The organism is Plantibacter sp. ME-Dv--P-095, assembly GCF_030209365.1.
In the GTDB taxonomy this organism is placed as follows: Bacteria; Actinomycetota; Actinomycetes; order Actinomycetales; family Microbacteriaceae; genus Plantibacter.
Window position 1 is genome coordinate 221,013 of the sequence record NZ_JARVSB010000002.1, and the last position, 20,358, is coordinate 241,370.

Consider the following 20,358-nt stretch of genomic DNA (forward strand, 5'->3'; position numbering starts at 1 on the left):
ATCATGGACCGGTATTCCGATGAGGCTTCTGAACCTTGTGCTTCTCGCATTCCAGTCGCTAAGCTCAATGCGTGCTCGTCGAGCTCTGTCCCCGCAGCTCGCGGCGAGCACGGCCCGGTACCGACGAATCCGAGGGGGAGGCGTCGGTACCGGGTCCCATTGGGGTCCCGCCTGGCGGGCGATCCTGGCGAAGCCTGTCAGGATACGGAGATGCCAGCCCCTCGATTCGGTCTCGCCGCAGACCTCCGCCGTCCGGAGTCGGGCGAGCGCGCCGAGCGCGTGACCTTCGTCGAGCTCTTCTTCGACCTCGTCTTCGTCTTCGCGCTCACCCAGTTGAGCAAGCTCATCGCCGACGACCAGAGCGTGACCGCGGCGCTCGAGTCGGTCGTCCTCATCCTCGCGCTGTGGTGGTCCTGGGTCTCGACGAGCTGGGTGACGAACTGGCTCGACCCGGAACGCCTCGCCGTACGGCTCGCCCTCATCGGCTTCGGACTGCTCGCCTTCGTGGCTGCGGTCTCGGTCTCGGCGTCCTTCGCGGACCGCGCGCTGGCGTTCGCGGTCGCGTACGTCGTGCTGCAGCTCATCCGCACCCTCTTCATGGTGGTCGCGACCTGGCGGCACGACCGCGACGTCGCCCTGAGTTTCGCCCGCGTCCTCGTCTGGGCGGCGCTCGCCGGGGTCTTCTGGATCGCGGGCGCCCTGGTGCCCTCCGAGTGGCAGCTCCCGCTCTGGGTGGCGGCGGTCGCCATCGAGTACGGCGGTGGGGCGCTCGGCTTCCGCCTCCCGGGCATGCAACGGTCGGAGGTCGAGAGCTGGGACCTCTCCGGCGCGCACCTCTCGGAGCGGGCGTCCCTGTTCATCATCATCGCCATCGGTGAATCGCTGCTCGTCACCGGGTTCGCGTTCGTCGAACTCGAGACCTCACCCGAGGCGGTCGTCGCGATGCTGAGCGCCTTCGTCTCCGCCGCCGCCCTGTGGTGGCTGTACTTCCACCGCACCGAGGCCGTGGGGCGACACGCGGTGGAGGCCGCCGAGGAGGAGGCCGACCGAGCGAGGGACCATCAGCCCGCACGCCGCGGTCCGGGTCGTGTCGGACGCATCGCGCGAGACGGCTACAGCTACGCCCATGTCGTCATCGTGGCCGGGATCGTGCTCGTCTCGGTGGGAGACAAGGAGATCCTCGACCGGCCGGCCGCCGCGGTCGAGCTCGCCGGAGGCGTCGTCATCGTCGGTGGCCCGGTGCTGTACCTCGTCGGCCTCCTGCTGTTCCGCTTCGTCGTCGACCGAGCCCTGCCGGTCGCCCCGCTCGTCGGGCTCGCCGCGCTCGCCGGTTGTGCGCTCGCCGCCCTCTTCGTGCCGAACCTGGGCGAGCTCGCCCTCGGGTGCCTCTGCACCGCGGCGCTCGTCGTGGCCGCGCTCACCGATGCGGTCCGCCCGACGCGGCGGGTCACTTCGGGGGAGTCGGCCTGATCCGCTCGGCGTCACGGTGCGGCCCGGTGTCGTACCGTGCGCCACCCTCGTCGCTCGGTTGTGCGGCGAGCCAGATGAAGAAGAACCACCCGAAGATCGGGACCAGGGCGATCAGCTGCCACCACCCGCTGTGATCGGTGTCGTGCATGCGTCGGGCGCCGAGCGACAGGCCGGGGATGATCGTCGCGAGTCCCCAGATCCCGTACAGGACGCTCTGGGCACCCCAGGCCGGCCCTTCGGAGAGGTCGCCCTCCCAGAACCCCGAGGTCATGCCGGTGGAGACGTCGACGGCCCGCCCGATGGCCAGGAGTGCCAGGGCGATCACCGCGTTGAGGAGCGTCCACCACCAGAACTCACTGCGGCTCGCGCGTCCCGTGAAGATCGGGTAGCGCGCCCAGAATCTGCCGAAGGCCTGGAGCGGTGAGGCTCCCGGAAGCGGGCTGTCGTCCGCGAAGCGCGCAGGGATCCGGCGGTCGTGCTCGCCGTCCGCGCCGGTCGTGGTCGGTCCGTGTTCGTCTGCGCTGCTCATCGTCCCCCGAGGTCGAATCCGTCTTGACGATCCCCACGCTATCAAATCTCCAGCAGGTGTTGTATTTCAGTTGCACATGTGAAATATTAATACCAACAACCCAAGCCGATCTCGGCCCGACTCTGGAGAATCCCCATGACCACCGTTCTGTCCCCCCGCTCCCGCCGCCTCGTCCGCTGGGCTGCACTGCCCGTCGCCGTCCTGGCGAGCGGCGTCATCGTCTCGACCGCGTCCTACTCCGCCTTCACGTCTTCGACCGACAACCCCGGCAACGCCTGGAGTGCCGGATCGATCGCGCTCTCCGACGACGACTCCGGCGCGGCCATGTTCGCCGCCGAGGACCTCCAGCCCGGTTCGGTCGGCGAGAACTGCATCGCGATCACCTCCGACGGATCGCTCGAGTCGGACATCCGTCTCTACGCCGACAACGCCGTTCAGGAGAAGGGTCTCGACCAGTACCTCCGGCTCGAGATCGTGCAAGGCGAGGGCGGCGGGTACGGGTCCTGCGAGGACTTCGTCCCGGCGGCGTCGGGCGCCACCGTCTACAGCGGCACCCTGGCAGCTCTCGCCTCCGCCGCCGTCGACCACGCCTCAGGGATCGGCTCGTGGGCGTCCGCCGGTGGTGGCGAGGAGCGTGTCTTCAAGGTCTCCTACACGCTGACCGCCGACGCCCCCAACACGGTCCAGGGCGGATCCGCCACCGTCGACCTCGTCTGGGAGGGTCGCACGGCCACGTCCTGACCCGACCGGGATGCCCTCGGTCCGAGACCGAGGGCGCCCGCCGTCGCCTCCTCCACCCGCCGCCCTCGACACCCCTGGACTCCTCGTGAACGACACATCGCTCCGCCGGCGCCTCTGGCCGCAGGTGCTCACCGTCGTCGCACTCGGCGCCCGTGTCCTCGCCCTGCTCGCGCTGTGCCTCCTCGCGTGGGCCGCGGTACCGAGGCTCGCGGGCTGGATGCCGACCACGGTGGCCTCCGGCTCGATGGAACCGCGCATCCTCACCGGCGACGTCGTCGTCTCGATGCCGATCGACGGCAAGGACGTGAGCAGCGGTCAGGTGGTGCTCGTCGACGATCCGGCCACCGACGGGTCACTCCTCCTCCACCGGGTGGTGGATCGGGAGGCCGGCGGTCTGCGCTTGCAGGGTGATGCCAATCGGCAGCCGGATCGACTCCTGGTCGACGACGCGGCCGTGCGTGGGGTCGCCGTCCTCCGGGTGCCCTTCATCGGCCTTCCGACCGTCTGGGCGCGAGCCGGGGACTGGGTGCCGCTCGCGCTCACCGGTCTCCTCGCGGTGGGGGTCGGTGGCGCCGTCCTCGGGACGCGCCGACTCCTCGACGAGGAGGGCGGAGCCCGATCGCCGCAGCATCCGCTCCGCGCCGCACTCCCCATCGCCGGCGCGGCGCTCGCTGCGGCGCTCGCCGTCTCGTCCGTCCTGCCGACGGCCGGAGCGACGTGGGCGGCGAGCACCGAGGCGGCCGGGAACCGTCTCGCCGCGGGCACCTTCTCCTGCTTCAACGCGCCGCTCAGCGCGCCGGTGATCCAGTTCGACTTCAACGAGCCGACGGGGACCGCGGTGATCAACCACGGCACCGGGCCGTGGGCCGCCTCACTCGGCAGCGAGGCCTCACGGGTCGCGGGTGGGTGTGGCGACAGCCCGTTCGTCCGCCTGGACGGCTCGAGCCGCACGCAGATCACGATGAACATGCCGGCCGTCGCCCCGCTCGCGTTCAGTCTCGAGGGCTGGTTCCGGACCAGTCAGGCGCAGGGGGAGGTGCTGGGCTTCGGGAACCAGAACGGGGCGGGGTCCGCGGTCAGTGACCGGCACGTCTACATCGGGCCGGACGGGCACCTGAACTTCGGCATCCTGAACACGGGTGTGCACGCCATCACCACCTCGGAGTCCGTCGCCGACGGCGCTTGGCACCACGTCGCAGCGACGTCGTCGCCGGAGACGGGCATGGCGCTGTACCTCGACGGCGACCTCGTGGGGACCGATCCGGCCGCGCTCACGGGGGAGATGCTGGGGTACTGGCGGATCGGCTTCGACGAGGTGCCCGCGGACTGGCCGAACGCCCCGACGTCCTCCTGGTTCGTCGGAGACCTCGACACGATCGCGATCTCCCACCAGGTCCTCTCGGCTACGGAGGCGCACGATCACGCCGCCGCCGGCCGGCAGTGAGCGACACGTCCCGCGGGCAGGGCGCTCGCCGGTTTTACAGCCGGGCAGCCGTGCCGTACACTGGATGGAGGTAGTTGAAATCTGCCATGATTTTCTGCGCCTGTTTTCCATCCTCGTGATGTCAGGCACGGTGCAGCAAGTCGGGGTAGATTCGACCCCTCCAGTGCAACAGCGCTGAAGGGCGGTGGCTCAATTGGTAGAGCAGCGGTCTCCAAAACCGCAGGTTGCAGGTTCAAGTCCTGTCCGCCCTGCGAGTCGGTGCATATGCACCGGCACACGAAAGGTGTAACGAGTGGCCCCGAAGAGTACCGACACGCCCGGTGAGGACGTCGTCGTCAAGGCGAAGGCGGACCGTGCCGAACGGCGCGGCTTCTTCTCGGGCATCGTCCTGTTCCTGAAGCAGGTCTTCGCGGAACTCAAGAAGGTCGTCACGCCGACGCGGAAGGAACTCCTCAGCTACACGGCTGTCGTGCTCATCTTCGTCTGCATCATGATGGCCCTCGTCTACGGCATCGACTTCGTCTTCGCCTGGGTCGTCACCCTGGTGTTCGGCACCGCGAGTTAGTCCCGCTCAGGTTCCGGTGCTCCGGCCCGGTACCCGGGCTCCATCATCACCGACGGCGACACCGCCGTCACGCGCCAGCCTCTGGCGCCGCGGCCGGGATCAACCGTGATCCGCACAACAGAAACGGAATGGAAATCAGTGTCTGAGCGAAACTCGAACGACGTCGACTGGGCAACCGCTGCCGAGCAGTCCTCGGAGGACGACGAGGCCCAGGAGGGCAACGTGCTCTCGGCCGACGAGCACTCCGTCGACCCCGCTGAGCACAACGCCGTCCACGTCGAAGAGACCGGCGACACCGAGGTCGACCTCGACGCCATGCTCGACGCGATGGCGGAAGCCGTCGACCCCGAGGCCGACGCCGTCGTCGACGACGCGCTCGAGCTCGACGAGGCCGCCGAGGTCGAAGCAGCCGCCGAGGCCATCGCCGAGGAAGAGGCCGAGCCGCTCGACGCCGAAGCGGACGCCGACGCCGAGCCCGCTGAAGAGACCGAGGAAGACCCCTACGACGCCTTCCGCAAGGAACTCCGCTTCCTGCCGGGCAAGTGGTACGTCATCCACTCCTACGCCGGATTCGAGCGCAAGGTGAAGGCCAACATCGAGCAGCGCAAGTCGACGCTCGAGGTCGCGGACTACATCTACCAGGTCGAGGTCCCCATGGAGGACGTCGTCGAGATCAAGAACGGTCAGCGCAAGATGGTCACGCGCGTCCGGATCCCCGGCTACGTGCTCGTGCGCATGGACCTCAACGAGGACAGCTGGTCGGTCGTCCGCCACACGCCTGGCGTCACCGGCTTCGTGGGCAACGCCCACAACCCGACGCCCCTCCGCTTCGAAGAGTCCTTCAACATGCTGAAGTCGCTCGTCGAGGTCAAGGAGACCGCGCCCGCCAAGGGCTCCGGCACGAAGGGCAGCGCCACGCAGCAGCGTGTCATCCCCGCCGAGGTCGACTTCGAGATCGGCGAGACGATCACCATCAAGGAAGGCTCGTTCGCGGGTCTCCCCGGATCGATCAGCGAGATCAAGCCCGAGAGCGGCAAGCTCACGGTGCTCGTCTCCCTCTTCGAGCGCGAGACCCCGGTCGAGCTCAGCTTCGACCAGGTCACCAAGCTCTAGCCCACCAGGCTCCCCAGTCCACCGCCGCCCGACGGGCGCGCGGGAGAGCACACATCATCCGATGGTGCTCGAACCCCAGAAGAAGGAAGAAACATGGCACCGAAGAAGAAGGTCACGGGTCTCATCAAGCTGCAGATCCAGGCCGGCGCCGCGAACCCCGCTCCCCCCATCGGCCCCGCCCTTGGTCAGCACGGCGTCAACATCATGGAATTCTGCAAGGCGTACAACGCGGCCACCGAGTCGCAGCGCGGCAACGTCATCCCCGTCGAGATCACCGTCTACGAGGACCGTTCGTTCACCTTCATCCTGAAGACCCCGCCCGCAGCGGAGCTCATCAAGAAGGCCGCCGGCGTCGCCAAGGGCTCCGGTACCCCGCACACCGTCAAGGTCGCGAAGCTCACCAAGGAGCAGGTCCGTCAGATCGCCGAGCAGAAGGCTCCCGACCTGAACTCGAACGACATCGACGCAGCCGCGAAGATCATCGCCGGCACCGCCCGCTCCATGGGCATCACGGTCGAGGGCTAGTCCTTCCGATCCGCACCGGGTGAGCCATCCAGGCCACACCCGCGCACGACTCTTTTTTCACTCGTGGCAGCGCCGGCCAGGCGCAGATGACCACATTTCTCATAGGAGAACGCACATGGCACAGAAGTCGAAGGCCTACCGGGCCGCAGTCGAGAAGATCGAGGCTGACAAGTTCTACACGCCGAACGAGGCAGTCGCTCTCGCCAAGGAGACCGGTTCCGCCAAGTTCAACAGCACCGTCGAGGTCGCCCTCAAGCTCGGTGTCGACCCGCGCAAGGCGGACCAGATGGTCCGTGGCACGGTCATCCTCCCGCACGGCACGGGCAAGACCGCCCGCGTGATCGTCTTCGCGACGGGCCCGGCAGCAGAGGCCGCCATCGCGGCCGGCGCTGACGAGGTCGGTGGCGACGAGCTCATCGCCAAGGTCGCCGAGGGCTACACCTCCTTCGACTCCGCGGTCTCGACCCCGGAGCTCATGGGTAAGGTCGGCCGTCTCGGAAAGGTCCTCGGTCCGCGTGGCCTCATGCCGAACCCGAAGACCGGCACCGTGACGCCGGACGTGGCCAAGGCCGTGTCCGACATCAAGGGCGGAAAGATCGAGTTCCGCGTCGACAAGCACTCCAACGTGCACTTCGTCGTGGGCAAGGCTTCGTTCGACGCCGCGCAGCTCGAGGAGAACATCAACACCGCGCTCGAGGAGATCCTCCGCCTCAAGCCGTCCTCCTCGAAGGGCCGCTACATCCAGAAGGGCGCCGTGTCGACCACGTTCGGCCCCGGCATCCCGCTGGACGTCAACTCCATCTAGTCACACCCGTACGAAGGCCCGGTCGCAGCAGTGCGACCGGGCCTTCGTCGTTCCCGCCGGCAGCGTCGTTCCCACCGTCAGGCGACCCCGTAGGATGCGGGGATGGTCTCCACCCGTCCCGCCACCGCCGACGACGCGGCGACGCTCTCCACGCTCGCCGCCGCGACCTTCGGGCTCGCGTGCCCACCGGGGACGACGCCGGCGGACATCGATGCGTTCATCGCGCAGCACTTCACCCTGGAACACTTCGAGGAGTACCTCGGAAGCACCAACCGGACGGTGCGCCTGCTGCTCGCCGAGGACGGCACGGCCATCGGATACACGATGCTCGTGTTCGGCGAGCCGACCGACCCGGACGTCCTCGCCGTGGTCACGCCCCGGCCGACGGTGGAGCTCAGCAAGCTGTACGTCCTCGCCGACGGGCATGGTGGCGGCGTGGCCCGCGTGCTCATGGAGGCGACGCTCGACGACGCCCTCGAGCACGGCGCCTCCTCGGTCTGGCTCGGCGTCAACCAGCAGAACGCGAGGGCGATCCGCTTCTACGAGAAGAGCGGGTTCGTCGTCGTCGGCCGCAAGACGTTCCTCGTCGGCTCCGAGCGGCACGACGACTTCGTGATGGAACGGGTCTCGGGGTGAACCACCCCGGCCCCTGAGCCTGTCGAAGGGCGGGCTCAGCCGTCGGCGACCTTCAGGACGATCTTGCCCTTGGCATGACCGCCCTCGAGGACGGTGTGGGCCTGGTGCACCTCGTCGAGCTCGAACACCTGGTCGACGAAGACCCGGACGTCGCCGGACTCGAGGAGACGCCCGATGGTGTCGAGCGTCGAGCCGTCCGGGGCGACCCGGAACGTCGTGGCCCGGACGCCGACGGCTCGGGCATCCTCGACCAGCGTCGGCCACGACCCCGTCGGCGCGTTCACGATGAGGCCGCCCGGACGCAGGACGGACAGCGATCGTGTCCCCGTGTCGTCGACCGTGTTGCCGATGAGGTCGATCACGACGTCGACCTCCGAGACCACGTCCTCGAACCGCACGGCGTCGTGGTCGACGGCCTGGTGCGCGCCCAGTTCCCGCAACCAGCCCACGTTCCGGCCGGAGCCGGTGGCGATCACCCGCGCTCCGAAGTAGGCGGCGAACTGGACGGCGAAGTGGCCGACCCCACCACTGCCCGCGTGGATCAGGATGCGCTGGCCCTCGTGCGCTTTCGCGACGTCCACGACCATGCCCCAGGCGGTGAGCGCGGCGAGGGGCACCCCGGCGGCCTCGACGTGCGAGAGCGTCGTCGGCTTCCGCGTGAGGCTCAGGGAGGAGACGGCGACGTACTCCGCGTAACTGCCGCCGGTCCGCGGGAACGCGGTCATCCCGTAGACCTCGTCGCCCGGGAGCAGGCCGGCTGCGGGGAAAGGAGACTCCACGACGATGCCGCTGAAGTCGTATCCGAGGACGGCCGGCATGGTCGCGATGGCCGAGGAGACGCCTCGCCCCGACCGGGTCTTCGCGTCGATGGGGTTCACTCCGGCGGCGACGACGCGGACGAGGAACTCCGCCATAACCGGCTTCGGCGTCGGCATCGTCTGCATGTGGAACACCTCAGGGCTGCCGACCGTGTCGATCACCGCAGCCCGCATGTGCTCCGGTGCCGGCTTGACCGCATCAGTGGTGGTCGCCAGCGACCACGAGTGTCCGGCTCCTTGACGCATCGGGTACTCCTTCGTCGTTCGTCCCCCGAACATTCCACCCGACGGAGGTCGGCTCGGCGACGAGTCTCGCTCCGGCACGTGGTCCGGCTCTGTTCTCATCAAAGCCGCCGAATGAGTCGGCGCTGTTACGGCGGTGTCAATTGGGTGGAAACGATTCCCCCACCTCGAGGGACACGACGGATGTCGGGTACTGCGGGGCCGCGCGGTCGGTCCGATACAGTGGCGCCATGCGTGCACTGTTCGGAGTCATCAGGATCCTCGCCGGCGGGGTGATCATCGCCGCGATCGTCGGACAGTTCGTCTACACGCTGTCGTTCGGCGATGCGCCGGTGGACTTCGTCGTGAACTTCTTCAGCTACTTCACGATCCTCTCGAACGCGTTGAGTGCGATCGTGCTCCTGATCGGCGCCGGCTTCTGCTTCCGGATGCGACGCGATCCCGCCTGGTACAACCTCCTCCTCGGCAGTGTCGTCACCTACATGGCGACCACCGGGGTGGTCTACAACCTGTTGCTCCGCGGCATCCAGCTCGACCAGGGACACACCCTCGGGTGGTCGAACGAGGTGTTGCACCTCATCGCGCCGATCTATCTGGTGGTGGTCTGGATCGTCACGCCCGGGAAGTCCCGACTGGAGTGGCGGCAGGTGTGGGGGATCATCGCGTTCCCGCTGGTCTGGACCGTGTACACGATGATCCGTGGCGCGATCGTCGGTTGGTACCCGTACCCGTTCCTCAACCCGGCTCAGCCCGGCGGGGTCGGCGCGGTGATCGTGTACATCATCGCCATCGCGGGATTCATCGGCCTCATGGGGTGCGCGGTGATCGCCCTCAGTCGGACCCGGTTGATCCGAGGGTGAGTCGCACGATGTCGTCCATGCCGGGCCTCGCCGCCGGCACCCGTTCGCGAGCCCGCCGCCGACCCGCCCTCGTGTTCGCCACCGTCGGTGGCGTCCTCGTCGTGGTCGCCGCGATCCTGATCTGGGCCGCGCGGCTCAGCCTGGCCAAGAACAGCTACGTGAGCGGGCTCGGCGCCACCGGCGAGGTCACGGCGCCCGTGTTCAACGCGGCGCTCCTCATGGTGGCGGTCGGTGGTCTCAGCATCGCGGTGGCCCTGCAGCGGGCGGCGCGCCCGGGCCGTGGACGTCCGCAGCGGTCCCGCATCGCAGGCGTCCTCGTCCCCTGGCTGCTCGTCGCCGGTTCGAGCGTCTGCTTCTTCGTCGCCTCGCAGGTGACCTGCACCTACGAGTGCCCCATCCCCTCGAGCCCGCTGTTCACCGTGCAGGACGCGGTGCACATCTCCTTCGCGGTCCTCGGATTCACGCTCGCCTGCCTCGCCATGATCGGCTCCGCGATCGGTGCCCGGCTCCGGGTCGTCCGGCGCGTGTCGTGGGTGGCCGGTGCAGCCGTCGCGGTCGTCGCCGGCATCGGCGGTCTGCTGTCGCTCGCAGAGATCGGGCAGCAGGTGGGCAGTTGGTTGGAGTTCGCGGCGATGACGATCGCGTTGCTCTGGTTGGTCGGGTACGGGCTGGCGGAGGCGCTCACCGTCGGGCGGTCGGACGACGGCGGGGGCGTCACCTCGATGGAGGAGGACGCACCTCAGTTCGACACGGCGTCCGGGCTCCGCGGCTGAGTCATCGCGTCGACGGCGGGCGCCGACAGGGCTTCGCGGAGCACCATGATCGCGGCTCCCAGGACACCGGCCTCCTCGCCGGCCGTGGACGTGACGATGCCGAGGTGGCCGGTGGCGAGGGGCATGGAGCGACGGTAGACGACCTCGCGGACGCCGGTGAGGAGATGACCGCCCGCCCGGGTCATGGTGCCGCCGAGGACGATCACCGAGGGGTTGAGGAGGTTGACGACGACGCTGAGGACCTCGCCGATCTCGCGGCCGGCCTGCCGCGTGGTCTCGATCGCCGCGCGGTCACCTGCACGGATGAGGGCGGCGACGTCGCGGCTGCTCGAGGCCTCGACGCCCTGGGCGCGCAGCGCGGTCGCGATCGCGGGTCCGCTCGCGATGGCTTCGAGGTCGCGTTCGTCGTCGACCGGCCGGGGTGAGTCGCGCCCGACGGGAACCTGGACGTGACCGATGTCACCCGCGGCACCGAGGGCGCCCCGCTGCAGCTCGCCACCGGCGATGATGCCGGCACCGATGCCCGTCGAGACCTTCACGTACACGAGGTCGTCCGTGTCCGGCCAGGAGATCGCGTGCTCGCCGAGGGCGAGGACGTTGACGTCGTTGTCGACGAGGACCGGGACGTCGATCGTCCGGCGGATGTAGGCGGGCACGTCGAAGCGGTCCCATCCGGGCATGATGGGCGGATTCGTCGGGCGGCCGGTGGAGTGCTCGACGGGACCGGGCAGCCCGACGCCGACGCCGATGACGAGCGGGGCGGTGGGTTGCGGCGTCGTCCAGGCGAGCGGGTCGGCGAGGAGCGCGGTCGCCGCCTCGACGACCCAGTCCAGGACGGGTTCCGGGCCGGCGGAGATCTCGAGTTCGGCTCGACTCGTCGCGAGGATGGAGCCGGCGAGGTCGGTGACGGCGACCGTCCCGTGCGTCGCGCCGAGGTCGACGGCGACCACGACGCGCGCCAGCGGGTTGAACGCGATCCGGGCCGGCGGGCGGCCCCCTGAGGACGCGGCCTCCCCGGCCGGGCGGAGGAGGTCGGCGTCGACGAGGGCGTCGATGCGCAGGGACACGGTGGAGCGCGCGAGTCCCGTGAGCGTGCAGAGTTCGGACTTCGTCCGCGCCTCACCGCTCCGGAAGAGCTGGAAGAGGTCGCCGGCGCCCGGTGCTCCGGGGGAGGGGCGTTGCGGCTCGTTCATGGGGCACAGTCAACCATCTCGACCGACTTCTGTCGACTTGTCGTCAGAAGTCGAGGCTGAGCAGCGGCTCTCGGAGGGCCGGGGCGGCGGGAGTGGGCTCCGGCAGGACCGGGCGCCGGGCGGCCGGATTGGTGCGGTGGTACAGCTCGTCGATGAGGGCGTTCGCCAGGCCGACGAGCTTCGCGATCTCGGTGTCGTCGCGCTCCACCCAGCGGCAGAGCGGCTCGTCGTCGATGGGGACGAAGTTCTTGTGCTCCTCCCAGACGACGAGCGTGCGTTCCGCGCCGATCACGTACTGCTGCCACCACACCTGGCGCAGGTAGTTGCGCGGGATCGAGCGCCAGGACTTCGTCGTGGTCTTGATCTCCGCGAGGACGACGGCACCACGTTCGGTGACGGCGATGCCGTCGGGCGTGGCGAGGTGGCGGTGCTCGACCTCCGCCCGGAAGAGCGCCGAGGAGGGGTTGATCCCGTGGGTCGCCGCGACCCAGCGGGCGATCTCGGGTTCGCGGGCACGCCCGTGGTCGGTGAAGGCGTTCCCGGAGAATCCGGTGCCGCCGAGCTTCGCGTCGGCCGCGCGCTGGATGGAGGCCGGGGTGGAGAGGGTCGCGACGTCGGTCGCGGTGATCCCCCGCGACCGTGCCCGCAGCCACGAGATGCGGTCGCTGGAGTCAGCGACGATCCGGGAGAGCAGGGCTGAGTTCACGACTCCATTGTTCCGCACACTTCGGCCTCCGGCGGTATTCGTCGCCGAGCGAGCGACGATGGGCGATGGACTTTTGTTTGACCACCGACAGAAGTGTGGCTAGCCTGGATCACGCAGCAGCGGCTGCCTGACACCATCATCATTGAGGAGCATCGTGTCGACTTCCCACCTCTCCGTCCAGCTCTACTCGGTACGGGAGCCGCTGAGCGCGGACCGTGCCGCTGCGCTGCAGCGCCTCACCGAGATCGGATTCCGTCAGGCGGAGCCGTTCGGCTTCGGTCCCGGCGTGAGTCTGCAGGACATCCACGATGCGGGCCTCGTCACCCCGAGCGCGCACGGCAAGGTCATCGACGAGGGCATCGACCTCTCGGCCGTCTTCGGCGCGGCCGCCGAGCAGCAGGTCGGCGTCCTCATCGACCCCGCGATCGCCGTCGAGCGGTTCGCCACGGCGGACTCGGTCGCCTCGATCGCCGACGACCTCAACGCAGCGGCCCAGGTCGCCGCCGGCCACGGGGTGCAGGTCGGGTACCACAACCACTGGTGGGAGCTCGAGGGCGACGTCGCCGGCACGAGCCCGCTCGAACACCTCGCCACCATCACCGACCCCGCGGTCGTGTTCGAGGTCGACACCTACTGGGTCGAGGTCGGCGGCCGCCGCGCCGTCGACGTCCTCGCCACCATCGGCGACCGGGTGCGGTTCATCCACGTCAAGGACGGCGACGCCTCGCGCGACACCATGAAGCAGCTGCCGGCGGGCGCCGGTGTCGTCCCCGTGCTCGACATCATCAATGCAGCACCGCAGGCGTTGCGCGTCGTCGAGTTCGACGCCTTCGACGGCGACATCTTCCAGGGGCTCGAACAGAGCTTCACCTACCTCACCACGAACGGAGTCCAGGCATGAGCGACAACACCGGAACGGTCGGTGTCGGCCTCATCGGCGCCGGCGTCATCAGCGACCAGTACCTCAGCAACCTCGTCACCTTCCCCGACCTCGACGTCCGCTTCGTCGCCGACCTCGACCTCGAGCGGGCGAAGACGCAGGCCGAGAAGTACGGCGTCCCCGGCCACGGATCGGTCGCCGAACTCCTCGCCGACCCCGAGATCGAGATCGTCGTCAACCTGACGATCCCGAAGGTGCACGTCGAGGTCGCCATGCAGATCCTCGACGCCGGCAAGCACGTGTGGAGCGAGAAGCCCTTCGCGCTCGACCGCGAGAGCGGCCAGGCGTTGCTCGAGGCTGCGAACGCCAAGGGACTCCGCGTCGCGACCGCGCCCGACACCTTCCTCGGTGCCGGCATTCAGTCCGCCCGCCGTCTGGTCGAGGCCGGCGGGATCGGCCAGCCGCTCACGGCCCTGACGCTCATGCAGAGCCCCGGCCCGGAGTCCTGGCACCCGAACCCCGACTTCCTGTTTCAGGACGGTGCCGGCCCGCTCTTCGACATCGGCCCGTACTACATCACCGCCCTCGTGCAGCTGTTCGGCCCGATCGCCCGCGTCACGGCGTTGGCCTCGCAGGCGTTCCCGCAGCGGACCATCGGCTCCGGTCCGCGCGCCGGACAGTCGTTCGACGTGACCGTGCCGACGCACGTGAGCGCCCTGTTCGAGTTCGAGAGCGGCCAGCTCGCGCAGAGCGTGTTCAGCTTCGACTCGAAGCTCGGACGGACGCAGTTCGAGGTCGCCGGCTCCACCGGGACGCTCGTCGTCCCCGACCCCAACACCTTCGAGGGCGAGCTGCTCGTCTACGGCGGTGGCGAGGAGCCGGAGTCCATCCCGTCGACCGGCCCCACGCAGGGTCGCGGGACCGGTGTCGTCGAACTCGCGCAGGCGATCCGCGCCGGACGCCCGGAGCGCGCTTCGGGTGAGCTCGCCTACCACGTGCTCGACGTCATGGTCTCGACCGCCGAGTCCGGCCTCAGCCGCACCTCGGTAGACGTCGTGAGCACCGTCGAACTCGCTCCGGCGCTGCCCGAGGCGTGGACTCCGGCGGACCGTTCCCTCGGAGCATGACCGTGACGGCTCCCGGCATCGCGGTGGTGGGCGGTGGCTTCATGGCCACCGTCCACAGCCGGGCGGCTCGCGCAGCGGGTGCCCGGCTGGTGGGCGTCGTCGCCTCGACGCCCGAGCGGTCGCGTCAGGTCGCCGGCGAGCTGGGGTTCGAGCGCGGGTACGAGTCGCTCGACGCCGTGCTCGCCGATCCGGCGGTCGACGTGGTCCACGTCTGCACGCCCAACGCCCTCCACGCGGAGCAGGCCCTGGCGGCGATCGCCGCCGGCAAGCACGTCGTCTGCGAGAAGCCGCTCGCGACCGACGCCGAGACCGCGCAGCGGCTCGTGACCGCCGCCGCGGAGGCCGGCGTCGTCGGCACCGTGCCGTTCGTGTACCGGTTCCACCCGCTCGTCCGCGAGGCCAGGGCGCGCGTCGCGGCCGGTGACCTCGGGACGCTGCTCACCATCAGCGGGTCCTACCTGCAGGACTGGCTGCTCGCGCAGACGGACGACAACTGGCGCGTCGACTCGGCTGCCGGCGGGCGCTCGCGCGCGTTCGCGGACATCGGGTCGCATCTCGTCGACCTCATCGAGTTCATCACTGGGGCGCGCATCACGGAGCTGAGCTCCACGGTCCGCACCTTCTTCGCCGAGCGCGCGAACACCCCCGAGGTCACCACCGAGGACGCCGCCGCGGTCGTCATCCGCCTCGACGGCGGGGCCATCGGGACGCTGCTCGTCTCACAGCTCGCGCCCGGCCGGAAGAACCGTCTCCACCTGGAGGTCGCCGGCACCGAGCTGAGCATCGGCTTCGACCAGGAGGCCCCCGAGACACTGTGGTTGGGACGCCGCTCCGGCACGCAGCTGCTCCCGCGCGACGCCGACCAGCTGCACCCGGACGCCGCACGGCTGTCGATCATCCCGGCGGGCCACCCGATGGGCTACCAGGACGCGTTCAACGCCTTCATCGCGGACAGCTACGCCGCGATGGCCGGGCAAGCCCCCGACGGGTTGCCCGTCTTCGCGGACGGCCTGCGTGCCGCCCGCATCACCGAGGCGGTCCTGGACGCCGCCGACACCGGCGCCTGGACCCCGGTCGCCACCTCCACCGATGACGAGACGAGGATCACCGCATGACCGACACCACCGACAAGCCCTACGCGAGCCGACTTCCCGTGACGCTGTTCACGGGGCAGTGGGCCGACCTCCCGTTCGAGGAGGTCGCGCGACTGGCTGCGTCCTGGGGCTACGACGGGCTCGAGATCGCGGCGTCCGGCGACCACCTCGACCTGAAGCGGGCCGACGAGGACGACGCCTACCTGCAGTCGCGCCTCGACATCCTCGACCGGCACGGGCTCGAGGTTTTCGCGATCTCCAACCACCTCACCGGGCAGGCGGTGTGCGACGACCCGATCGACTTCCGCCACCAGGCGATCGTCCGCGACTACACCTGGGGCGACGGCGACGCGGAGGGCGTCCGGCAGCGCGCGGCCGAGGACATGAAGCGCTCGGCCCGGGTCGCCCGCAAGCTGGGCGTCGACACGGTCGTCGGCTTCACCGGCTCGAAGATCTGGCAGTACTCGGCGATGTTCCCGCCCGTCCCGGCCTCGGTCATCGACGCCGGCTACGAGGACTTCGCGACCCGGTGGAACCCGATCCTCGACGTGTTCGACGCGGAGGGCGTCCGCTTCGCCCACGAGGTGCACCCCTCGGAGATCGCCTACGACTACTGGACGAGCGTCCGCACCCTCGAGGCGATCGACCACCGCCCCGCGTTCGGCTTCAACTGGGACCCGTCGCACATGATGTGGCAGGGCGTCGACCCCGTCGGCTTCATCGTCGAGTTCGCGAACCGCATCTACCACGTCGACTGCAAGGACACGCGGATCCGGCCGGCGACCGGGCACGCCGGCATCGTCGGCTCGCACCTGCCCTGGGGTGACCCGCGTCGTGGCTGGGACTTCGTGTCGACCGGTCACGGCGACGTGCCGTGGGAGGACGCGTTCCGCGCCCTGTCGAGCATCGGCTACGCCGGACCGATCTCCATCGAGTGGGAGGATGCCGGCATGGACCGCCTGCACGGAGCCGAGGAGGCGGTCGGGTACATCCGGAAGCTGCTCTGGAAGCTCCCCGAGCAGTCCTTCGACGCCGCGTTCAGCACGCAGTAGGGCGCGGTCCCTGGAGCTTCCACCCGGTCCCTGAGCCTGTCGAAGGGCGGTCGGCGGGCTACAGCGCCTTCGCCGCGGCGACGAGCACCTGGTTGAGCGTGGGTGCGCCGGTGGCGCGGAACACCTCGGTGCCGTCGTCGCTCGTGATGATGACGGTCGGCGTGGATCGGATGCCGTCGGCTTCGGCCTCCGCGGACCGGAACGCGACGTCGCGCTCCTCGACGACGGCGCCGGCCACGAGCGCCGGGACCTCGGCCAGGACGGCGCGAGCCTGCATGCAGGGGGCGCAGAAGGCGGAGGTGTACAGGGTGAGCTTCACGCTTCGTCCAACGCCGACCGGCCGTCCGTCATTCCGCCGGTCGCCGGTTCCTGGGTGATCGGTCAACCCGTCGCCGCTTTCCGGGCCGATGCACCAGGATGGGCGCATGAGAATCGCAGTGACGGGAGGCTCGGGCAAGCTCGGGCGAACAGTGGTCGGCCATCTTCGGGAACACGGCCACCTGGTGATCAACTTCGACCAGGCGGGGGAGCGCGGTGACGGCTTCGTCCGCATCGACCTGCGGGACGCCGGGCAGGTGTTCGACGCCCTCACCGGGGTCGACGAGCAGGCGCCGGACGGGTTCGACGCGGTCGTCCACCTGAGCGCCATCCCCGCGCCAGGGCTCTCGACGAACACGGCGACCTTCCAGAACAACATCATCGGCACCTACAACGTGTTCAACGCCGCCATCAAGGCGGGCATCACGAACATCGTCACGGCGTCGAGCGAGACCGTCCTGGGTCTGCCGTTCGACACCCCGCCGCCGTACATCCCCGTCGACGAGGCCTACGCCGCCCGACCCGAGTCGACGTACTCGCTGTCGAAGCACCTCGAGGAGCAGCTGGCGATCGAACTCACCCGGTGGCACCCCGAGCTCAAGATCATCGCCCTCCGCTTCTCGAACGTGATGGACGAGGCCGACTACGCGGCGTTCCCGTCGTTCGACGCCGACGCCACGCTCCGCAAGTGGAACCTGTGGGGCTACATCGACGGCCGTGACGGCGCGCAGGCCGTGCGCCTCGCCCTCGAGCACCAGGCCACCGGCTTCGACCGCTTCATCATCGCGGCGGCCGACACGGTCATGTCGCGCGACAACACCGAGCTCGTCGCCGAGGTCTTCCCCGGGGTCCCCGTGAACGGCGACATCGCCGGCAACGGGACGCTGCTGTCGATCGACCATGCCCGCGAGGTCCTCGGCTACGAACCGAAGCACAGCTGGCGCTGACCCGTTCTCAGGAGTTCCTCGGCGCGTCGCCCGCTCGCGAGCCCGGCGCGCCGGAGGACTCCTGAGAACGGGACTTCAGAGGGTGTCGTTGAGCTTGGCGAGCAGCTCGGCCAGGCGGCGGACCTCCGCCTCGTCCCAGGACGAGAGCTGCTGGTAGAGCATCGCCTGGTCGTTGGCCCGTGTCGACTCCATCCGGCGCTCGCCCTCGGCGGTCGCGACGACGAGACTCGCACGGCCGTCCTCCGGGTCCGGCGTCTTCGTCACGAGGCCGAGGGTCTCGAGCTGGTGGACGAGCCGACTCACGGCGCTCTTGTCGATCGCCAGCATCTCGGCCAGGGCACCGGCACGCACCGCTCCGGAACGCGACACCATGCTGAGCAGCTTGTAGCCGGCCGGCTGGAGTCCGGGGGAGATCCGTTCGGCCCGATCACGGATGCCGTTGCGGATGCGATTGATGAGCAGGGCGAACTGCTCCTCCACCGCCCCGATCGCGAGATCGTGCGCGGTGCCGGCCGCTGCGTCGTCGGCAGCGGCCGGCCCGGCCTGGGCGTCGTGATCGATGGACATCGTTCGCATTGTACGGACTAGCGACCGTGGCGGGGGCTGTGCGCCCCGGTGCCTGCGTCGGCACGCGAGTCGACGTCCTCGTCGCGTCCGCGCTCCAGCCGCGTGTCGGCCTCGCCACCGATCATGGCCTCGGCCACGTCGAGCGCACCGGTCGCGAACGACTGGGTCGAGGTCGATGCGTTCGCGGTCGAGACGGAACCGGTGGCGGCGCCGACGAGTGCCGGTTCCCCGCCACCCTGCTCGGCCATGCGCTGCACCGCGTTCTTCGAACCGAGCTTCTTGTTCGGCAGGAAGATCACGGCGAGGATCGTGAGGATCGCGAGCGGCGCGGCGACGAGGAAGATGTCGGCGACCGCGTCCCCGTAGACCGACTCGATGATCGTCCGCACCGACTCCGGCAGGGTGCTCACCTTGGGGATCGTGCCGCTCGACAGCGTCTCGGCGATCTTGGCACCGGGAGCACCGAGGGCGACGATGGCCGCCTGCAGGTCGTCCTGGCGGTCGGACAGCATGTCGGTCACCTTCGTGGCGAGCACCGAGCCCATGACCGACACGCCGATCGTGCCGCCGAGGCTGCGGAAGAACGCGACACCGGCGCTCGCCGTACCCAGCTGCTGCGGCAGGACGTCGTTCTGGACCACGAGCACGAGGTTCTGCATCACCATGCCGACGCCCGCGCCGAGCACGAACATGTAGACGGAGACGAGCAGGTAGTTCGAGTCGTAGTGGATCGTGCTCATGAGGAACAGGCCGACGGTGAGCAGGATGGAACCGACGATGAGGTACGGCTTCCAGTGGCCGAAGCGGGAGATGAACTGCCCGACGACGATGGAGGCGATCAGCAGACCGCCGATCATCGGGAGGGTCAGCAGACCGGACTCGGTCGGCGTGGCACCGCGGGCCAGCTGCATGTACTGGCTGAGGAAGACGGAGGTGCCGAACATCGCGACACCGACCGAGATGCTCGCGATGACCGCGAGGGTGAAGGTGCGGTTCTTGAAGAGCGACATGGGGATGATTGGCTCGTCGACCTTGATCTCGACGATGACGGCCGCGGCGAGCAGGAGGACGGAGATGCCCACCATGACGAGCGTGGTGAAGCTCGCCCACTCGAACTGCGTGCCGGCCAGCGTGACCCAGATGAGCAGCAGCGAGACGCCGCCCGCGATGAGCGCGGCACCGAGGTAGTCGATCTTGACCTTGCCGATGGTCCGCTTCGGCAGGTGGAGCGTGCGCTGCAGGAGGAAGATCGCCGCGATCGCGAAGGGGACGCCGACGAAGAAGTTCCAGCGCCAGCCGAGGGAGTCGGTGAGGAGACCGCCGAAGAGCGGGCCACCGACGGTGCCGACGGCCATCACGGCGCCGAAGAGGCCCATGTAGCGGCCGCGTTCACGCGGGCTGATGATGTCGGCCATGATGATCTGGCTGAGCGCGGTGAGTCCGCCGGCGCCGAGGCCCTGGAGCACGCGGAAGCCGATGAGCGTGCCCGTGTCCTGCGAGAAGCCGGCGAGTGCCGAACCCAGGACGAAGATCCCGAGGGCGAGCTGGATGAGCAGCTTGCGGTTGAAGAGGTCGGCGAACTTGCCCCAGATCGGGGTGGAGACGGTCGTGGCGAGCAGGGTCGCGGTGACGACCCAGGTGAACGCGGTCTGGTCGCCGTTCAGGTCGGAGATGATGCGGGGGAGCGAGGTGGAGACGACGGTTCCGGCGAGGATCGAGACGAACATGCCGAGGAGGAGGCCGGAGAGGGCCTCGAGCACCTGGCGATGCGTCATGCCGTTGTCCGCCCGCCCGGGCGTGACGGTTGCAGTGGTGTTGGTAGACATGGGCTCCGCGATCGTGATGACGTCAGGTAGTTGATATGCGTCAACTATATGACAAGTAGTTGATCAGTGTCAACCAATCGCGACGGCGGGGTATTCCCGTGGCCCTTCGACAGGCTCAGAGGCCGG

The 20,358-nt window shown here is 69.3% G+C and carries 22 protein-coding genes and 1 tRNA gene; 16 read left to right on the top strand and 7 right to left on the bottom strand.

Annotated features, from left to right (window positions below; all coding sequences use genetic code 11):
• The first annotated feature begins 210 nt into the window (after positions 1 to 210).
• Positions 211 to 1,470 carry a low temperature requirement protein A gene (locus QRN26_RS02170; RefSeq protein WP_285035089.1) on the top strand — a complete coding sequence of 420 codons (1,260 nt, stop codon included), beginning with the start codon at positions 211 to 213 and terminating at the stop codon, positions 1,468 to 1,470.
• On the opposite strand, the gene QRN26_RS02175 is transcribed toward QRN26_RS02170, so the two are convergent.
• Positions 1,448 to 1,999 carry a DUF805 domain-containing protein gene (locus QRN26_RS02175; RefSeq protein ID WP_285035090.1) on the bottom strand — a complete coding sequence of 184 codons (552 nt, stop codon included), beginning with the start codon at positions 1,997 to 1,999 and terminating at the stop codon, positions 1,448 to 1,450. The genes QRN26_RS02170 and QRN26_RS02175 overlap by 23 nt on opposite strands.
• Before the next feature lie 135 nt (positions 2,000 to 2,134).
• Here QRN26_RS02175 and QRN26_RS02180 point away from each other — a divergent pair, with 135 nt between their 5' ends.
• The 8 genes from QRN26_RS02180 (at position 2,135) to QRN26_RS02215 (ending at position 7,828) form a co-directional block, all read left to right on the top strand.
• Positions 2,135 to 2,740, top strand: a complete 606-nt coding sequence (locus QRN26_RS02180; RefSeq protein ID WP_056014065.1) for a hypothetical protein — start codon at positions 2,135 to 2,137, stop codon at positions 2,738 to 2,740.
• An 85-nt stretch (positions 2,741 to 2,825) separates the two neighbouring features.
• On the top strand, positions 2,826 to 4,184 hold the full coding sequence (locus QRN26_RS02185) for a LamG-like jellyroll fold domain-containing protein (protein WP_285035091.1): 1,359 nt from the start codon (positions 2,826 to 2,828) through the stop codon (positions 4,182 to 4,184).
• A gap of 178 nt (positions 4,185 to 4,362) precedes the next feature.
• Positions 4,363 to 4,435: transfer RNA gene (locus QRN26_RS02190), tRNA-Trp, on the top strand.
• A 41-nt stretch (positions 4,436 to 4,476) separates the two neighbouring features.
• Positions 4,477 to 4,749, top strand: a complete 273-nt coding sequence (secE, locus tag QRN26_RS02195; protein WP_056014068.1) for a preprotein translocase subunit SecE — start codon at positions 4,477 to 4,479, stop codon at positions 4,747 to 4,749.
• Positions 4,750 to 4,887: 138 nt separating this feature from the next.
• Positions 4,888 to 5,862 (top strand): transcription termination/antitermination protein NusG, encoded by a 975-nt coding sequence (nusG, locus tag QRN26_RS02200; RefSeq protein ID WP_056014071.1) that lies wholly within the window; start codon positions 4,888 to 4,890, stop codon positions 5,860 to 5,862.
• Positions 5,863 to 5,955: 93 nt separating this feature from the next.
• Complete coding sequence (gene rplK, locus QRN26_RS02205) at positions 5,956 to 6,387, top strand: 50S ribosomal protein L11 (protein WP_056014074.1); 432 nt, start codon at positions 5,956 to 5,958, stop codon at positions 6,385 to 6,387.
• A 115-nt stretch (positions 6,388 to 6,502) separates the two neighbouring features.
• Complete coding sequence (gene rplA / locus QRN26_RS02210) at positions 6,503 to 7,192, top strand: 50S ribosomal protein L1 (protein WP_056014076.1); 690 nt, start codon at positions 6,503 to 6,505, stop codon at positions 7,190 to 7,192.
• Positions 7,193 to 7,294: 102 nt separating this feature from the next.
• On the top strand, positions 7,295 to 7,828 hold the full coding sequence (locus QRN26_RS02215) for a GNAT family N-acetyltransferase (protein WP_285035092.1): 534 nt from the start codon (positions 7,295 to 7,297) through the stop codon (positions 7,826 to 7,828).
• 35 nt (positions 7,829 to 7,863) lie between these two features.
• Here the strand turns inward: QRN26_RS02215 and QRN26_RS02220 are convergent, their stop codons facing one another.
• Positions 7,864 to 8,892 (bottom strand): NADP-dependent oxidoreductase, encoded by a 1,029-nt coding sequence (locus tag QRN26_RS02220; RefSeq protein WP_502927353.1) that lies wholly within the window; start codon positions 8,890 to 8,892, stop codon positions 7,864 to 7,866.
• A 227-nt stretch (positions 8,893 to 9,119) separates the two neighbouring features.
• On the opposite strand from QRN26_RS02220, the gene QRN26_RS02225 reads away from it, so the two are divergent.
• Together QRN26_RS02225 and QRN26_RS02230 are read left to right on the top strand one after the other, a co-directional pair.
• Positions 9,120 to 9,749 (top strand): Pr6Pr family membrane protein, encoded by a 630-nt coding sequence (locus tag QRN26_RS02225; protein WP_056014082.1) that lies wholly within the window; start codon positions 9,120 to 9,122, stop codon positions 9,747 to 9,749.
• A gap of 8 nt (positions 9,750 to 9,757) precedes the next feature.
• Complete coding sequence (locus QRN26_RS02230; protein ID WP_157605284.1) at positions 9,758 to 10,522, top strand: DUF998 domain-containing protein; 765 nt, start codon at positions 9,758 to 9,760, stop codon at positions 10,520 to 10,522.
• Here QRN26_RS02230 and QRN26_RS02235 read toward each other — a convergent pair.
• Both QRN26_RS02235 and QRN26_RS02240 read right to left on the bottom strand, forming a co-directional pair.
• Complete coding sequence (locus tag QRN26_RS02235) at positions 10,489 to 11,715, bottom strand: ROK family transcriptional regulator (RefSeq protein ID WP_056014088.1); 1,227 nt, start codon at positions 11,713 to 11,715, stop codon at positions 10,489 to 10,491. The genes QRN26_RS02230 and QRN26_RS02235 overlap by 34 nt on opposite strands.
• A 43-nt stretch (positions 11,716 to 11,758) precedes the next feature.
• Complete coding sequence (locus QRN26_RS02240) at positions 11,759 to 12,421, bottom strand: YqaJ viral recombinase family protein (RefSeq protein ID WP_285035093.1); 663 nt, start codon at positions 12,419 to 12,421, stop codon at positions 11,759 to 11,761.
• Positions 12,422 to 12,575: 154 nt separating this feature from the next.
• On the opposite strand from QRN26_RS02240, the gene QRN26_RS02245 reads away from it, so the two are divergent.
• The 4 genes from QRN26_RS02245 to QRN26_RS02260 are packed head-to-tail and all read left to right on the top strand — an operon-like array spanning position 12,576 to position 16,574.
• Positions 12,576 to 13,322 (top strand): sugar phosphate isomerase/epimerase family protein, encoded by a 747-nt coding sequence (locus QRN26_RS02245; RefSeq protein ID WP_285035094.1) that lies wholly within the window; start codon positions 12,576 to 12,578, stop codon positions 13,320 to 13,322.
• Positions 13,319 to 14,428 (top strand): Gfo/Idh/MocA family protein, encoded by a 1,110-nt coding sequence (locus tag QRN26_RS02250; RefSeq protein WP_056014096.1) that lies wholly within the window; start codon positions 13,319 to 13,321, stop codon positions 14,426 to 14,428. The genes QRN26_RS02245 and QRN26_RS02250 overlap by 4 nt, the downstream gene beginning before the upstream one ends.
• The gene (locus QRN26_RS02255; RefSeq protein ID WP_056014699.1) at positions 14,425 to 15,543 is read left to right on the top strand and encodes a Gfo/Idh/MocA family protein; all 1,119 of its coding nucleotides are present in this window, start codon (positions 14,425 to 14,427) and stop codon (positions 15,541 to 15,543) included. The genes QRN26_RS02250 and QRN26_RS02255 overlap by 4 nt, the downstream gene beginning before the upstream one ends.
• Positions 15,540 to 16,574 (top strand): sugar phosphate isomerase/epimerase family protein, encoded by a 1,035-nt coding sequence (locus QRN26_RS02260; protein ID WP_056014099.1) that lies wholly within the window; start codon positions 15,540 to 15,542, stop codon positions 16,572 to 16,574. Before QRN26_RS02255 ends, QRN26_RS02260 begins: the two co-directional genes overlap by 4 nt.
• A 58-nt stretch (positions 16,575 to 16,632) precedes the next feature.
• Here QRN26_RS02260 and QRN26_RS02265 read toward each other — a convergent pair whose 3' ends face one another.
• A complete protein-coding gene (locus tag QRN26_RS02265) occupies positions 16,633 to 16,893 on the bottom strand; it encodes a thioredoxin domain-containing protein (RefSeq protein WP_056014101.1) in 261 nt (86 codons plus the stop codon).
• Positions 16,894 to 16,999: 106 nt separating this feature from the next.
• Here QRN26_RS02265 and QRN26_RS02270 point away from each other — a divergent pair, with 106 nt between their 5' ends.
• Entirely contained in the window at positions 17,000 to 17,839 is an 840-nt protein-coding gene (locus QRN26_RS02270) for an NAD-dependent epimerase/dehydratase family protein (RefSeq protein WP_285035095.1), read from the top strand.
• Positions 17,840 to 17,914: 75 nt separating this feature from the next.
• Here the strand turns inward: QRN26_RS02270 and QRN26_RS02275 are convergent, their stop codons facing one another.
• Together QRN26_RS02275 and QRN26_RS02280 are read right to left on the bottom strand one after the other, a co-directional pair.
• A complete protein-coding gene (locus tag QRN26_RS02275) occupies positions 17,915 to 18,406 on the bottom strand; it encodes a MarR family winged helix-turn-helix transcriptional regulator (protein WP_162235720.1) in 492 nt (163 codons plus the stop codon).
• 17 nt (positions 18,407 to 18,423) lie between these two features.
• Entirely contained in the window at positions 18,424 to 20,232 is a 1,809-nt protein-coding gene (locus QRN26_RS02280; RefSeq protein ID WP_502927354.1) for an MDR family MFS transporter, read from the bottom strand.
• Between the last annotated feature and the right edge of the window lie 126 nt (positions 20,233 to 20,358).

What these genes read in the sequence shown, in the direction of transcription:
- QRN26_RS02170 (WP_285035089.1), top strand. Translation starts at nt 211, where the DNA reads ATGCCAGCCCCTCGATTCGGTCTCGCCGCAGACCTCCGCCGTCCGGAG.
- QRN26_RS02175 (WP_285035090.1), bottom strand. Translation starts at nt 1,999, where the DNA reads ATGAGCAGCGCAGACGAACACGGACCGACCACGACCGGCGCGGACGGC.
- QRN26_RS02180 (WP_056014065.1), top strand. Translation starts at nt 2,135, where the DNA reads ATGACCACCGTTCTGTCCCCCCGCTCCCGCCGCCTCGTCCGCTGGGCT.
- rplK (WP_056014074.1), top strand. Translation starts at nt 5,956, where the DNA reads ATGGCACCGAAGAAGAAGGTCACGGGTCTCATCAAGCTGCAGATCCAG.
- rplA (WP_056014076.1), top strand. Translation starts at nt 6,503, where the DNA reads ATGGCACAGAAGTCGAAGGCCTACCGGGCCGCAGTCGAGAAGATCGAG.
- QRN26_RS02215 (WP_285035092.1), top strand. Translation starts at nt 7,295, where the DNA reads ATGGTCTCCACCCGTCCCGCCACCGCCGACGACGCGGCGACGCTCTCC.
- QRN26_RS02220 (WP_502927353.1), bottom strand. Translation starts at nt 8,892, where the DNA reads ATGCGTCAAGGAGCCGGACACTCGTGGTCGCTGGCGACCACCACTGAT.
- QRN26_RS02225 (WP_056014082.1), top strand. Translation starts at nt 9,120, where the DNA reads ATGCGTGCACTGTTCGGAGTCATCAGGATCCTCGCCGGCGGGGTGATC.
- QRN26_RS02230 (WP_157605284.1), top strand. Translation starts at nt 9,758, where the DNA reads ATGTCGTCCATGCCGGGCCTCGCCGCCGGCACCCGTTCGCGAGCCCGC.
- QRN26_RS02235 (WP_056014088.1), bottom strand. Translation starts at nt 11,715, where the DNA reads ATGAACGAGCCGCAACGCCCCTCCCCCGGAGCACCGGGCGCCGGCGAC.
- QRN26_RS02250 (WP_056014096.1), top strand. Translation starts at nt 13,319, where the DNA reads ATGAGCGACAACACCGGAACGGTCGGTGTCGGCCTCATCGGCGCCGGC.
- QRN26_RS02255 (WP_056014699.1), top strand. Translation starts at nt 14,425, where the DNA reads ATGACCGTGACGGCTCCCGGCATCGCGGTGGTGGGCGGTGGCTTCATG.
- QRN26_RS02260 (WP_056014099.1), top strand. Translation starts at nt 15,540, where the DNA reads ATGACCGACACCACCGACAAGCCCTACGCGAGCCGACTTCCCGTGACG.
- QRN26_RS02270 (WP_285035095.1), top strand. Translation starts at nt 17,000, where the DNA reads ATGAGAATCGCAGTGACGGGAGGCTCGGGCAAGCTCGGGCGAACAGTG.
- QRN26_RS02275 (WP_162235720.1), bottom strand. Translation starts at nt 18,406, where the DNA reads ATGTCCATCGATCACGACGCCCAGGCCGGGCCGGCCGCTGCCGACGAC.
- QRN26_RS02280 (WP_502927354.1), bottom strand. Translation starts at nt 20,232, where the DNA reads ATGTCTACCAACACCACTGCAACCGTCACGCCCGGGCGGGCGGACAAC.